This window comes from Paenibacillus sp. Paensp111, from assembly GCF_059492195.1.
This window is the reverse complement of sequence record NZ_CP168527.1, coordinates 1,913,521-1,925,662: the sequence shown is the minus strand read 5'-3', so window position 1 is coordinate 1,925,662 and position 12,142 is coordinate 1,913,521. Positions and strand designations below refer to the sequence as shown.

The following is a 12,142-nucleotide window of genomic DNA, read 5'->3' as shown; positions in this document are numbered from 1 at the left end:
ACGAGAGATTTATGTAGCGAAATTAAAGCATATCCCTTCATCTGAGCGGTCCACTATGCCATATCGCTGGACAAGACCATCGCAAAAAGCGAACGTCCATGGATAAATAGGATGCTCAAATAAACGTATACCTTAAATCAGCACAATAAGGCACAGCCTGATCATGCTGTTCGCGTCTTCCTTCTCCCATCCAGACTATACTGTCGGTCCTGGAATTACACCAGGTCAGCCGTCGAAGCATCTGCATGCTGCGCCGGGTCACGGACTAAGGTGCACGAGTGCACCATCACCGCCGGTAGGGAATTTCACCCTGCCCCGAAGGATTAACACTATTAAACTTGATTGTCATGTTAACATATGCTCCGCCAAAAAAGCAACATTTTCATTTCCTGCCTTCAGATGCTTGAACTCCCTTGGGGTACCGTTCGTCGAAACGGGGAAGTCTATAATCGTTCACCTGAACATTTAACTAAGTTCATTATAAGGAGGCTTTATTCATGACCAGACCCAAACCGGATGATCGTTCAGACAATGTGGAAAATCTGCAGCAGCATATCCATGACACGATTGAGAATTTTCGTGAAGCCCAGGATTATTTGAGTGAGCATGCCGATGAAATCACCTCGGAAGAGAAGAGCGACATCGAGGCCAAGAACCACAGACGCCTTGAAAGCATCGCCGGCTTCCGGCGTGAAGTTAAAGATGAAGCCAAGCATTCAGGACGCTGATCGCTATCCCTGAATGCACAACAAACAGGAGTCCATTTGGACTCCTGTTCAACGTGTATTAGAAGCTTGAATTAAGCTTCGTACACTTCTACTTTTTCCATTTTGTCGCGGCCTTTGAGTTCATCTACCACTTCAAGACCTTGAACAACTTTACCAAATACCGTATGCACGCCATCCAGGTGCGGCTGTGGTGCATAAGTGATGTAGAACTGACTTCCGCCTGTATTCTTACCGGCATGAGCCATAGCAAGTACACCACGCTCGTGCTTGTTCGGGTTGATCTCACAGTCGATAGTATAACCAGGACCACCAGTACCATTTCCATTAGGGCAGCCGCCTTGTGCTACGAAACCAGGGATTACACGGTGGAACGTAAGTCCGTTATAGAAACCGGAGTTTGCCAGCTTCTCAAAGTTAGCAACAGTGTTTGGAGCGTCATTCTCGAACAGATCAATCAAGATCTCTCCGCCATTTTCCATTTTGATTTTTGCTTGTTTTGCCATATGTAAAGCATCTCCTTTCAGAATGGGGTACAACTCAACGTACATTAGTGTACTATGAAACTTGTCCCAGTGCAAAGTTAAAGGCGGAAGCAGAAGCTCCCGCCTATTTGGCTTAATTAAAAGAAGGCTGTTTCTGAATGCGCTCAGGAATAACATCGTTCGCAACGATATCGTTCAGCGATTCCCGCTTAACTACAAGATCACTGCTTCCGTCTTTGACAAAGACCACGGCCGGTCTACGAATCCGGTTATAATTACTTGCCATGGCATAGTTATAAGCACCGGTGCAGGAGACAGCCAGAAGATCACCGCTGTTCACTTTAGGAAGATCCAAGTCCCAGATCAGCATATCTCCGCTCTCGCAGCATTTACCAGCGATCGATACTGTCTCTTCCACTTGATCTTTACCACGGTTCGCCAGCATAGCCTCATATTTGGATTCGTACAGCGCAGGGCGCGGGTTATCGGTCATTCCGCCATCCACAGCTACATATTTGCGTACGCCAGGAATATCTTTGCTTGTGCCAACGGTGTAGAGAGTTGTACCCGCATCCCCAACAATGCTGCGGCCCGGTTCAACCCAGATCTCAGGAAGCTTGTCATAAGTCCCTGCAAAATGCTCCTTAACGCCATCGGTAATGGCCTTAACGTACTCGGAAATCTTAAGCGGTGTATCGCCTTCCATATAACGGATACCGAAGCCGCCGCCCAGGTTAACGACCTGGAAGGTCACTCCCAATTGCTCTTTAACGGATTTGGCAAATGCAGCAACCCGCTCAACTGCCATCTGGAAGCCTTCCACCTCGAAGATTTGGGAGCCAATATGGGAATGAACGCCCAGCAGATTGAGGTTGGATTGTTCACTGGACAGCTTCACGGCTTCAAATGCCGAACCATTCCCGATGTCGAATCCAAATTTGGAATCAGTCTGACCTGTAGAAATATACTCATGCGTATGAGCTTCCACGCCTGGAGTAACACGAAGCAGTACATTCACCTTAGCTCCGTTCTCCTTGGCGATTGCGTTAAGCAGATGAATCTCTGTGAAGTTATCTACTACAAAACAGCCAATCCCGGCTGATATCGCCATCTGGATCTCTTCTGGGGTCTTATTGTTGCCGTGGAAATGAATCCGGCCCACCGGGAAGCCGGCTTGGAGTGCTGTATAGAGCTCTCCTTCGGACACTACGTCCAATGAGAGGCCTTCCTCTTCTGCCAGGCGGCACATCGCCAAGGTACAGAACGCTTTGCTTGCATAAGCTACCTGGAACGAAAGTCCGGATTGCTTGAAGGCTTCCACATATTCGCGGCTGCGCTGACGAACGAGCGCCTCGTCAACAATATATAGGGGTGTGCCAAATTTTTCTTTGAGTTCAACTGTATCACAGCCGCCAATTTCGAGGTGGCCTTTAGTATTAATTGTGCTTGTACCGTGTAGAAACATTCCGCAATCCTCCGATTAATTTGATTTTTCTCAGTATAACAAACAAGTAGAAACCGAATAATGGATTTTTGCGTATTTGATTTGTGTTTTTTATCTATCCGGCTTGCACTCAGCCTTTGTCAGGCACTCTTGTATTGTCCCTCGTTTTATTGAAAGAAGGACGTTTCTTCGAATAACTTACCGGTACGCGGAACAAAAAGGCAAACATCGCTTTTGCATTAAAAGGTATAAACGGCCACAGATAAGACGAGTTATAGGACCGGCGAATGGTAAGCAGAACAATGAACAGGGTCATCCCGCCGACAAACCCCGGGATTCCAAATAACGCAACCACAATCAGCAATAACAGCCGAACCAGCCTGTTCGCAAGCCCAAGCTCATAGCTTGGAGTGGCGAACATCCCAATGGCGGCCACAGCCATGTACAGAACTACTTCATTCACGAACAGTCCTGTCTTTACAGCAATATCACCGATCAGTATCGCAGCAATCAGGCCCATCGCGGACGCCAACGGGGTCGGCGTGTGAACAGCGGCCATTCTCATCAGATCGACACCAAATTCAACCAGCAGAAATTGGACGATCAAAGGCAGCTTTGCGTTCGTCTGAGGTCCAATGAAGGAGAGTGCTGCAGGCTTGATCTCCGGATGAACAACGACAAGCAGCCATAAAGGGAGCAAGAACAGCGAGGCAAATATTCCCGCGAAGCGTACCCACCTTAAGTAAGTTCCCATCGTAGCCGTCTGACGGTTCTCCTCAGCATGCTGGCACAAATCGAAGAATGTGGTAGGAAGAATGATCGCGCTCGGCGAGGTGTCTACAATGATGACGACCCGGCCTTCCATAATATGCGCGGCCACCACATCCGGACGCTCGGAATACCGGACTAGCGGATACGGATTCCATCCACTATTTACCGCAGCCTCCTCCAGCTGTTTATCCGCCAGAGGCAGACCGTCAATATCCACAGCTTTGATCTTCTCACGGATGGCATCGACCTGAACCTTGTCGACGATATCGTCAATATAAGCTATGCTGATATCGGTTCTTGTTCTCCTGCCAACCTGAATATATTCAAATTTCAGTCCCGGGTCTCTCAGTCTACGCCTTACCAGCGCCACATTGGTAAGCAGTGTCTCGGTAAAGCCATCTCGTGCCCCGCGAACAACACGCTCGAGTGACGGCTCCTCCGGATTGCGTGCGGGATAAGACCTTGTATCCATGACAATTGCGGCTTCTTCGCCATCGATGAAGAGCGCACTCATTCCCGTCATAACTTTATTAATAACTTCACTCATCTTCTTCGCTTTGGTGACCTGAATGTGAGGGATATAGTATTCGAAGAAATCCTCAAGAGTATCACCGGACAAGGACTCCGGGGTCAGATAGGTTAATCTCTTGATAATTTCCTGCATGATGTTGTCTTTGGCAAACCCAGTGATAAAGAACAATCCTGTCTTCTGTCCACCATAAGTCATTTCGCGGAAATTCACATCAAAACTTTCGTCCAGCCCAATCACTTTAACCAATGTTTTTCGGGTTGTGCTAAGATCCTTGCTGATCCGGTCCGACTTTTGCCAATAGACGACAGACTCCTCGACATTTCGTGACTGCTCAGCTTCAACCTTGTTGGGGCCTTTGGCATCCTTATCTCCCGATTCTGCTCCATCCGGATCCTCTCCCGGATCAAATTCCGGAGGAGGACCCTGCATTTCCTCCTGCTGATGGTCCATCTCTTGTTCACTCATTATTTGATCCATCCTTCCTGCCCGTTCTACCGGTTATATACGAACCATTCAAATAACGAGCCTGCCACCTTCCCGAAAACCATGGCCAGCAGCAGACCAAATAGGTATTGTCTCATATGAAGTCTTTTCGCTAGTATGGGCAGCACATTAAGGACTTCCGTCAAAGCCGCTGCCAGCATCCCGATAAAAATCCCGTTCAGAAGCCCGATCCACCCATTAATGATCTCCGAATGCAGATATAGCTTGAAATTCCAGAAGTCGGCCACTGTTCCGACTACCGATCCACTCACCATGGCCCCTTCGTACCAATGGACTTTGTCGTAGGAGCGGCTTAGCTGAGCCAGGCGCGGGATGATATCGAGAACTACGAACAGGGCAATGACCCCGCCCCCGACTGCGATTCCTCCGGCCAAACCCAAGAATATGGAGAGGAACAAGGACAGTGCTGGCGTCATCCCTTCTCCCTCCCTGAATCTTGATGAATCTTCTTATATTCTTCCGTAATGACATAGTGATTCAGGTTCTCCTGGTACAGGAACATTTCAACTTCCAGGGGTGTAGGTTCCTCGTTCCATTTCTTTTTGAAAATATGGTTGAAGAATACGATCATCCCGAGCCCTATTCCGAGGGAGTAAGCCGCCTGAAATATATAGGGATGCTCGTCCCGTGTACCCGTTACCATCTCTACAATTCGAACCTGTACTTCCTGCATACTGACATCAGCATGGAAGTTCATTATGGTCAGTGCAGAGCCGAAGAAGAGAAGCAGCCATACCATAATAAACAGCACGATCGAAGGCTTCTTCTCTTGGCCGACAATCTCAACCAGCGTATGCGGTTCTCCAATGTGTTCTACGACGCACCCGGGTATACAAGCCTGAATCTTGCCGATGATCTTCAGCATATCTATGATAATGCGGTTACCATCCTGCCTTTCTGGTCTTTCCATAACGAGCTGCTTCAACATTTCTTCCGAATTGCCGGGAGCTAGAATCTGGGCAATGTCACCCAGACGAATCATGCTGCCTTCATGAAGCCTGACATTCTTGCGAAGCCTTAGATAGACGGTGGGAGCGGGATCGTTGCTCATCCAGATCACCCCTTAACTGCCGAATTGCGCATAGTATGCCTAGAACAAGGACTTTTTAATCTGAAAGAGTGATTCAGTGAGTTCTCTGTTATGTCGTGAATCATGCAAAAGAGCTGCTTTCGAACACCGATTGGCGTTCGAAAGCAGCTCTTATTTACTGGGCAATTTGATCCCGGATATTCTGAAGAATCTTCTTCTCCAGCCTGGAGACCTGCACCTGTGATATCCCCAGCCTGCTCGCAACCTCGGATTGAGTCTGATCCCGGTAGTATCTCAGATAGACGATAAGCCTCTCCCTTTCACTTAGTCCATCAATGGCTTCATGAAGGGCCAGCTTATCAAACCACCTGTCCTGGGACTCATCCGCAATCTGGTCCATAAGCGTAATAGGGTCACCATCATTCTCGAAGACCGTCTCATGAATGGAGGTCGGAGGCTTGTTCGCTTCCTGGGCGAATACAACCTCCTCGGGCGTAACCTCGAGGGCTTCCGCCACCTCCTTAATCGTCGGAAGGCGATTTAGCACCTTGGCAAGCTCGTCCTTCTTCTTGCGGACTTTATTAGCCATTTCCTTAAGTGAACGGCTGACCTTGAGAGTGCCGTCATCGCGCAGGAAACGCTGGATTTCACCGATAATCATCGGAACCGCATAGGTGGAGAATTTAACATCATAACTCAGATCGAATTTATCGACCGACTTGAGCAGGCCGATACAGCCGATTTGAAACAAATCTTCGGGTTCATATCCCCGATTCATAAACCGCTGTACGACGGACCACACAAGACGAATATTACAATTCACTAATGTGTCTCTGGCAACAGAATCACCCGTTTGGCTCAGTGCAATCAGACGTTTCACTTCCGCGTCATCTAAGTAGGTCTGTGAGGTTTGCTTCACATCGGCATTCATATACCCAACCCCTAATTGTATAAAGCTTTCTTAGATTCAATCCTCTTCTTCATGCGTATGGAGGTTCCTCCGCCGACTTCACTGACAAGTTCGAATTCATCCATGAAATTCTCCATGATTGTGAATCCCATACCAGAACGTTCGAGCTCAGGCTTTGAGGTATATAAAGGCTGCTTGGCCAGTTCCATATCCTCGATCCCGCGGCCTTTGTCCTCAATGACCAATGAGACTACATCCCCTTCCAGCTCCACACTGATATAGACAATGCCGCTTGGATCACTGTCGTAACCGTGTATAATGCAGTTCGTTACGGCTTCGGACACCACCGTCTTCAGGTCTGTGATTTCATCCATGGTTGGATCGAGCTGAGAGACGAAGGCAGCCACAGTCACGCGGGCAAAAGATTCATTCTCTGACTTGGCCGCGAATTGCAGGCTCATAAAGTTCTCGCTCATAGGGCTACCTCCAGTTCAGAGAGAGCAGCGCCCTCATTATCAACAACAGGCATGATTTTGAACAAGCCTGACATCTCGAACAATCGGAATACAGAAGGCGTTACGTCGCAGATCACCATTCGTCCACCCTTTTGCTTGATCAGCTTGTACCTTCCCAGGATGACCCCGAGACCTGAACTGTCCATGAACTGCAGACCTCTTAAGCTGAACACCAAATCTCTGCAGCGTCCACGGGCAATCTCCTCATCAAGCTGCATTCTTACAGAATCAGCCGTATGGTGATCCAGTTCCCCGCTAAGTCTGACGATGAGGGTATCGCGGTGCTTTTCCATTTCCATTTGAAGATTCACGTCTGTTCACTCTCCTCTCTGACAATGAACACTCATTTCTACAATTCGGAGAACGATTCCTGCACCCCGACAAAACTAGAAGAAAACTCCTATCAATCTACAAAAAACAGTTTGGAAGTTGTCCGCTTGAACAGCGTCCACCAGCCCGCCTTCTTAATATCAGTTGACGCTTTAAGGTCGAACTCTTTCAGCACCTTGTTCCCTTGATAGATGACCAGCTTGCCGAGTACCTGTCCCTTCGTCACTGGAGCCGATACTTCAGCCGGAATCTGAAGTTTGTGGGTAATCTTCTCACCAGCTTCACTCTTCTTCACAAGAATACGGTACGGCTGGGAAGCGGCAAGCTGAAGCTCCTTGGTATCGCCCTTCTGTATCTTGACTGTGCCCATAATATCGCCCTTATTGAATAAAGGCTTAACCGCATATTGGGAGAAGGCATAGTCGAACATACTGCCCACTTCACTGTTGCGTGTCTTCGTATTCGGTTCTCCCAGCACGACAGCAACCAGTCTGAGTCCATCCCTGCGGGCCGTAGCGGAGAGACAGAACTTGGCTTCAGAGGTATATCCCGTCTTCAAGCCGTCTGCGCCGCTGTAGAAGCGCACCAGCTTATTCGTATTGACCAGCCAGAAGGGCTTCGCCGAGTCTTTGCGCAGGTAATCCTGATAAGCTCCGGTATACTTGGTAATCCGGTCATACTTCAGCAGCTCCCTGCTCATGATTGCGATATCGTGAGCGGAGGAATAATGGTTGTCTGTAGGCAGACCGTTGCAGTTCATGAAGTGCGTATCGTTCATGCCCAGCTCTTTGGCTCGCTTATTCATCAGCTTGACGAACTCTACCTCGGTACCGGCCAGCTTCTCAGCCATGGCCACTGAAGCATCATTTCCAGAGGCCATTGCGATGCCTTTGAGCATGTCATCCACTGTCATCTGTTCACCCGGCTCCAGGAAAATCTGCGATCCGCCCATCGACGCCGCATACTCACTTGTTGGAACTTTATCGGTGAGTTTCAAGGTCCCCTTACTGATCGCTTCCATGGTCAGAAGCATAGTCATGATCTTGGTAATACTGGCTGGAGGCATTTTTTCATGACTCTTTTTCTCAAAAAGGACGGTTCCTGTGTCTGCATCCATCAGTATGGCAGAGCCAGCACTGGGTGCGAGATCAGATACGTCATTTGATATACTATTTTCCTTCGCCAATCCAACGGATGGCACGGCCGAAGACGCCAGCAACAGCGCTGCTGTGCAGGTCAAGAGCCACTTTTTCATAGGAATATCCCCCTCTCAGAACTTTAACTGATAGTCTAGTATCGTCTGATGATGTCCAGAATATTCCTATTGCCAACAAAAAAACACAGACCCTTATACGGCAAGCCGGTCAGGTCTGTGTTCTTGAGTACGAGATGAATTATACTACTTGCTGCTCTTATAGCTTTGGTATGATTGAGGTTACAAGTCCCAGGAACTTCTCTTTCACGCGTTCCGTAGTCTCCATGACCTCATCGTGGGACAGCGGCTGATCCAGGATTCCTGAGGCCATATTGCTGATGCAAGAGATGCCCAGAACCTCAAGTCCGGCATGACGGGCCACAATCACCTCAGAGACCGTAGACATCCCGACAGCGTCAGCTCCAAGCGTACGAAGCATCCGAATCTCGGCTGGAGTCTCATAGGCAGGACCGATCAGTCCGGCGTAGACCCCTTCCTGCAGCGGGATATCATGCTCCTTGGCAATCTCCTTGGCGAGTGCGCGTAGACGCCGGCTGTAGGCCTCTGACATGTCCGGGAAGCGTGGTCCCAGTTCGTTGTCATTCGGTCCGGTAAGCGGACTTTGTCCAGTCAGATTGAGATGATCCGAGATCAGCATCAAATCACCGGGATTGAACGTGGTGTTCACTCCGCCGGCGGCATTGGTCACCAGCAGCTTAGATGCCCCAAGTGCTTTCATCACGCGTACCGGAAATGCAGTTACCTCAGGACCATAGCCTTCGTACATATGGAAGCGGCCTTTCATTAGTACGACCTGACGACCACCAACTGTACCCAGTACCAGCTCACCTGCATGTCCCTCAACAGTAGATCTCGGGAAATGAGGAATATCCGCATAATCCAATACGACCGCATTCTCGATATGGTCAGCAAGAATGCCAAGCCCAGATCCCAGAATAAGCCCGACCTCCGGTCTGCTCCCTGCTTTCTCCAGTATATAATTTGCAGCTTCTTGAATAATTCCCTGGTTTAACGTAGTCATAAGTCTATCTCTCCATTTCAAATATTCGTTGTCATGTGTCTATTGCTCCGGATTCTGCTGATGCATTCCCGCTCTGGGGTGATAGCTCTGATAGACAGACTTCAGGTTCTCCTTAGACTTCCGGATATATACTTGCGTGGAGGACATATCCGCATGTCCGAGCATCTCCTGAACCGATCTCAGATCAGCCCCATGATCCAGCAAATGGGCCGCAAAAGAATGCCGAAGGGTATGAGGAGTAATATCCGCCTCGATCCCCGCCTCATTCCCATACTTCTTGATGGTCTTCCAGAATCCCTGCCTCGAGAAGCGCCCGCCGAGCCGATTCGGGAACAGCGCCTTCTCCTCCTTCTCAGTGAGGATCGGCCTGGCTTCGTCCAGATACTTCATTATCCAGGCCGCTGTCACTTCACCAAAAGGTATAATTCTCTCCTTGCCCGTATCTCCCCCGCAGCGGACGAACCGGAGTGAGGTATCGATATCATGCACATCAAGAAGTATGAGCTCACTTACCCGTATCCCGGTCCCATACAAAAGTTCAAGCATTGCTTTATCCCGAAGCCCCACGGGTGCAGATGCATCCGGCATGTCCAGCAGCTGGCTTACTTCAGCCTCTGTGAGGATCTGCGGAGCCTTCTTCTCATGTCTTGGCATGTCTATCTGAAGAAATGGATCATGAGCCAGAATCCGTTCACGGGTCAAATAGCGAAAGAACGACCTTATCGAAACCGAGGCCCTGGTAACTGAAGCAGCTGCCCTGCCCGCTTCTTTTAATCCAGAGAAGTAGAGCGTCAAGTGTACCTTGGATACCTGCTCGGCCTCCTCAAGGCCACGCTCCTGCATCGCATCGGTGAACTGCTCCAAATCCTTCTGATAGGAGGACAATGTTGCAGCCCTCAGCCCCTTATGATCGCGTAAATAGTCAATAAAAGAAGCGATATGCGTCCTCACCTTGCCTCCTCCTAACTTCTACTCCCCATACCAATAAAAGATTTTCAATCTTTCAATAAGGGAACCGCCCTCTGCGGAGCTTCCGTCCCCATGACGGAAAGCCTTCACTGCTGCACCATGGGGTGTACCATACTTATCAGCAGGAAATATCCATGTATCGAACCAGCCTATCATTTTGTAAAATAGCAGCGATAAAGCCAGGAACACGATGACCAGCTTAATGAACAGCAGCCATTTGCGGAGTGAAATGATCATACCTCTCCCTCTTTCTATACCCGAATTTCATCTTCCCATAAAGACGGTATAGAATATGTATACAGACAAGTCGTGATCATTATGATTGTCCTCCGTTGACGCCCGTGATCTATCCTGCGAGATAGGCTAAAAAAAAGCCCCCGGCGGCCGATTCGGCCGAAGAGAGCTTCCGGTAACACCAAGATTGTTAACCAATCTTCTTATCGGCGTCCCCGTTCTTATCTTTGTCTTTGTCCTTACAGCGGTAGCAAATCCCCTGGAAATCAAGCCGGTGATCAAGAACCGTAAAGTTATATTCCTTCTCCAAACGTTCCTCCAAAGGGCCTAGCCAATCTTCTCTGATCTCATCCATGGCACCGCACTGAACACAGATCAAATGATGATGATGATGCTTGGTCGTATCCGTACGAAGGTCATAACGTGCAACACCATCGCCGAAGTTAATCTTCTCCACAACATGAAGCTCACTCAGCAGTTCAAGTGTCCGATATACTGTCGCAAGACCAATTTCCGGAGCTTTATCTTTAACGAGCATGAACACATCTTCCGCGCTCAAATGATCGTCTTCATTCTCAAGCAAAACCCTTACCGTGGCTTCCCGTTGGGGTGTTAGCTTGTATCCATGGGATTGCAGCTGCTGCTTAATTTTATCGATCCGTTCTTCCATGTTAACCTCCCCCTTGGAAAAAAGCCGAACCACTTCTGGCACAAATCACTTCTTTCATTATAGGGGTTGAAGATTAACAAAGTCAAACATTTTGCTAGAGCGACGCGGCGGCTGAAGCCTGTTCCAGCATCGGAGCTACCCATCCCATCATCACCGGAGTAACCCAGGTTTCAAAGGAAGATATAGCAATAATTAGCAGGGAAAGCCCGAGGACCAGTCCCGTGTAATTCAAAAACGGCTTCGACAAGGAACTGTGCCCCTTCAGAAGTACACGGCTTCTAATGATGCCCAGTGAAAAGGTTACGGCAGCCACGCTGCAGATCAGCAGCACCGGAATCAGGACCAGATTATGCGGAGCTACCGAGATCAGGGCGAACAGCATACCCTTCCAGGTGAATTGTCCGACCAGGCATCCAACCGAGAACCCGATCAAGACACCCTTCAAGAAATCCAGGATCAAGATTCCAGGAAGTCCAATTACAGACAGACCGAGGATCCAGATTAACCCGAGCCATTTCAGATTAAGTATCGCAATGCTCCAGAACGAGGAAAGTCCCGATGGCGAACCGGAGCTGTCTTGATTAAAGGTCGTGAAGAAATCACCCAAATACCGGGACAAATCCTGCTGCTGTTCCAGCGTAAGTGCATTAACCATGAGGGCCCCGAAGACTACTCCCATCAAAAACAGGACGGTGACAAACACATAAAGCGGTGTCTGGTCTTTCAATGTGCGGCTGAAGGTTCTAAACATAAGGGTGATCCCCTCCTTGTCCATAGAAGTTCTCT

At 48.9% G+C, this 12,142-nt stretch carries 15 protein-coding genes and 1 riboswitch; of the genes, 1 reads left to right on the top strand and 14 read right to left on the bottom strand.

Annotated features, from left to right (window positions below; genetic code table 11):
* Positions 1–174: 174 nt before the first annotated feature.
* Positions 175–327: riboswitch (FMN riboswitch) on the bottom strand.
* A 170-nt stretch (positions 328–497) separates the two neighbouring features.
* Entirely contained in the window at positions 498–728 is a 231-nt protein-coding gene (gene tlp / locus ACEN86_RS08865) for a small acid-soluble spore protein Tlp (protein ID WP_495633920.1), read from the top strand.
* Positions 729–799: 71 nt separating this feature from the next.
* Here the strand turns inward: tlp and ACEN86_RS08860 are convergent, their stop codons facing one another.
* The 14 genes from ACEN86_RS08860 to spoIIM form a co-directional block, all read right to left on the bottom strand.
* Positions 800–1,231, bottom strand: a complete 432-nt coding sequence (locus ACEN86_RS08860) for a peptidylprolyl isomerase (protein ID WP_495633919.1) — start codon at positions 1,229–1,231, stop codon at positions 800–802.
* Positions 1,232–1,343: 112 nt separating this feature from the next.
* Complete coding sequence (gene lysA, locus ACEN86_RS08855) at positions 1,344–2,675, bottom strand: diaminopimelate decarboxylase (RefSeq protein WP_495633918.1); 1,332 nt, start codon at positions 2,673–2,675, stop codon at positions 1,344–1,346.
* A 109-nt stretch (positions 2,676–2,784) separates the two neighbouring features.
* A complete protein-coding gene (locus ACEN86_RS08850; RefSeq protein ID WP_495634256.1) occupies positions 2,785–4,407 on the bottom strand; it encodes a spore germination protein in 1,623 nt (540 codons plus the stop codon).
* A 41-nt stretch (positions 4,408–4,448) separates the two neighbouring features.
* The gene (locus ACEN86_RS08845) at positions 4,449–4,877 is read right to left on the bottom strand and encodes a stage V sporulation protein AB (protein WP_495633917.1); all 429 of its coding nucleotides are present in this window, start codon (positions 4,875–4,877) and stop codon (positions 4,449–4,451) included.
* Positions 4,874–5,512, bottom strand: a complete 639-nt coding sequence (locus ACEN86_RS08840) for a stage V sporulation protein AA (protein ID WP_495633916.1) — start codon at positions 5,510–5,512, stop codon at positions 4,874–4,876. Before ACEN86_RS08840 ends, ACEN86_RS08845 begins: the two co-directional genes overlap by 4 nt.
* A gap of 154 nt (positions 5,513–5,666) precedes the next feature.
* Entirely contained in the window at positions 5,667–6,422 is a 756-nt protein-coding gene (gene sigF / locus ACEN86_RS08835; protein ID WP_495633915.1) for an RNA polymerase sporulation sigma factor SigF, read from the bottom strand.
* 11 nt (positions 6,423–6,433) lie between these two features.
* The gene (gene spoIIAB / locus ACEN86_RS08830) at positions 6,434–6,877 is read right to left on the bottom strand and encodes an anti-sigma F factor (RefSeq protein WP_495633914.1); all 444 of its coding nucleotides are present in this window, start codon (positions 6,875–6,877) and stop codon (positions 6,434–6,436) included.
* The gene (spoIIAA, locus tag ACEN86_RS08825; protein WP_495633913.1) at positions 6,874–7,227 is read right to left on the bottom strand and encodes an anti-sigma F factor antagonist; all 354 of its coding nucleotides are present in this window, start codon (positions 7,225–7,227) and stop codon (positions 6,874–6,876) included. The genes spoIIAB and spoIIAA overlap by 4 nt, the downstream gene beginning before the upstream one ends.
* Positions 7,228–7,319: 92 nt before the next feature.
* Positions 7,320–8,501 (bottom strand): D-alanyl-D-alanine carboxypeptidase family protein, encoded by a 1,182-nt coding sequence (locus tag ACEN86_RS08820; RefSeq protein WP_495633912.1) that lies wholly within the window; start codon positions 8,499–8,501, stop codon positions 7,320–7,322.
* 157 nt (positions 8,502–8,658) lie between these two features.
* A complete protein-coding gene (locus tag ACEN86_RS08815) occupies positions 8,659–9,483 on the bottom strand; it encodes a purine-nucleoside phosphorylase (RefSeq protein WP_495633911.1) in 825 nt (274 codons plus the stop codon).
* A gap of 39 nt (positions 9,484–9,522) precedes the next feature.
* A complete protein-coding gene (xerD, locus tag ACEN86_RS08810; RefSeq protein WP_495633910.1) occupies positions 9,523–10,434 on the bottom strand; it encodes a site-specific tyrosine recombinase XerD in 912 nt (303 codons plus the stop codon).
* Positions 10,435–10,452: 18 nt separating this feature from the next.
* Positions 10,453–10,689 (bottom strand): DUF4227 family protein, encoded by a 237-nt coding sequence (locus tag ACEN86_RS08805; RefSeq protein ID WP_495633909.1) that lies wholly within the window; start codon positions 10,687–10,689, stop codon positions 10,453–10,455.
* Between the two features lie 187 nt (positions 10,690–10,876).
* Positions 10,877–11,356, bottom strand: a complete 480-nt coding sequence (fur, locus tag ACEN86_RS08800; RefSeq protein ID WP_495633908.1) for a ferric iron uptake transcriptional regulator — start codon at positions 11,354–11,356, stop codon at positions 10,877–10,879.
* 94 nt (positions 11,357–11,450) lie between these two features.
* Positions 11,451–12,107: a stage II sporulation protein M gene (gene spoIIM, locus ACEN86_RS08795; protein ID WP_495633907.1), complete on the bottom strand. Its 657-nt coding sequence runs from the start codon at positions 12,105–12,107 to the stop codon at positions 11,451–11,453.
* Between the last annotated feature and the right edge of the window lie 35 nt (positions 12,108–12,142).

Coding starts and splice junctions, on each gene's coding strand:
- tlp (WP_495633920.1), top strand. CDS start 498: ATGACCAGACCCAAACCGGATGATCGTTCAGACAATGTGGAAAATCTG.
- ACEN86_RS08860 (WP_495633919.1), bottom strand. CDS start 1,231: ATGGCAAAACAAGCAAAAATCAAAATGGAAAATGGCGGAGAGATCTTG.
- lysA (WP_495633918.1), bottom strand. CDS start 2,675: ATGTTTCTACACGGTACAAGCACAATTAATACTAAAGGCCACCTCGAA.
- ACEN86_RS08850 (WP_495634256.1), bottom strand. CDS start 4,407: ATGGACCATCAGCAGGAGGAAATGCAGGGTCCTCCTCCGGAATTTGAT.
- ACEN86_RS08845 (WP_495633917.1), bottom strand. CDS start 4,877: ATGACGCCAGCACTGTCCTTGTTCCTCTCCATATTCTTGGGTTTGGCC.
- ACEN86_RS08840 (WP_495633916.1), bottom strand. CDS start 5,512: ATGAGCAACGATCCCGCTCCCACCGTCTATCTAAGGCTTCGCAAGAAT.
- sigF (WP_495633915.1), bottom strand. CDS start 6,422: ATGAATGCCGATGTGAAGCAAACCTCACAGACCTACTTAGATGACGCG.
- spoIIAB (WP_495633914.1), bottom strand. CDS start 6,877: ATGAGCGAGAACTTTATGAGCCTGCAATTCGCGGCCAAGTCAGAGAAT.
- ACEN86_RS08820 (WP_495633912.1), bottom strand. CDS start 8,501: ATGAAAAAGTGGCTCTTGACCTGCACAGCAGCGCTGTTGCTGGCGTCT.
- ACEN86_RS08815 (WP_495633911.1), bottom strand. CDS start 9,483: ATGACTACGTTAAACCAGGGAATTATTCAAGAAGCTGCAAATTATATA.
- ACEN86_RS08805 (WP_495633909.1), bottom strand. CDS start 10,689: ATGATCATTTCACTCCGCAAATGGCTGCTGTTCATTAAGCTGGTCATC.
- fur (WP_495633908.1), bottom strand. CDS start 11,356: ATGGAAGAACGGATCGATAAAATTAAGCAGCAGCTGCAATCCCATGGA.
- spoIIM (WP_495633907.1), bottom strand. CDS start 12,107: ATGTTTAGAACCTTCAGCCGCACATTGAAAGACCAGACACCGCTTTAT.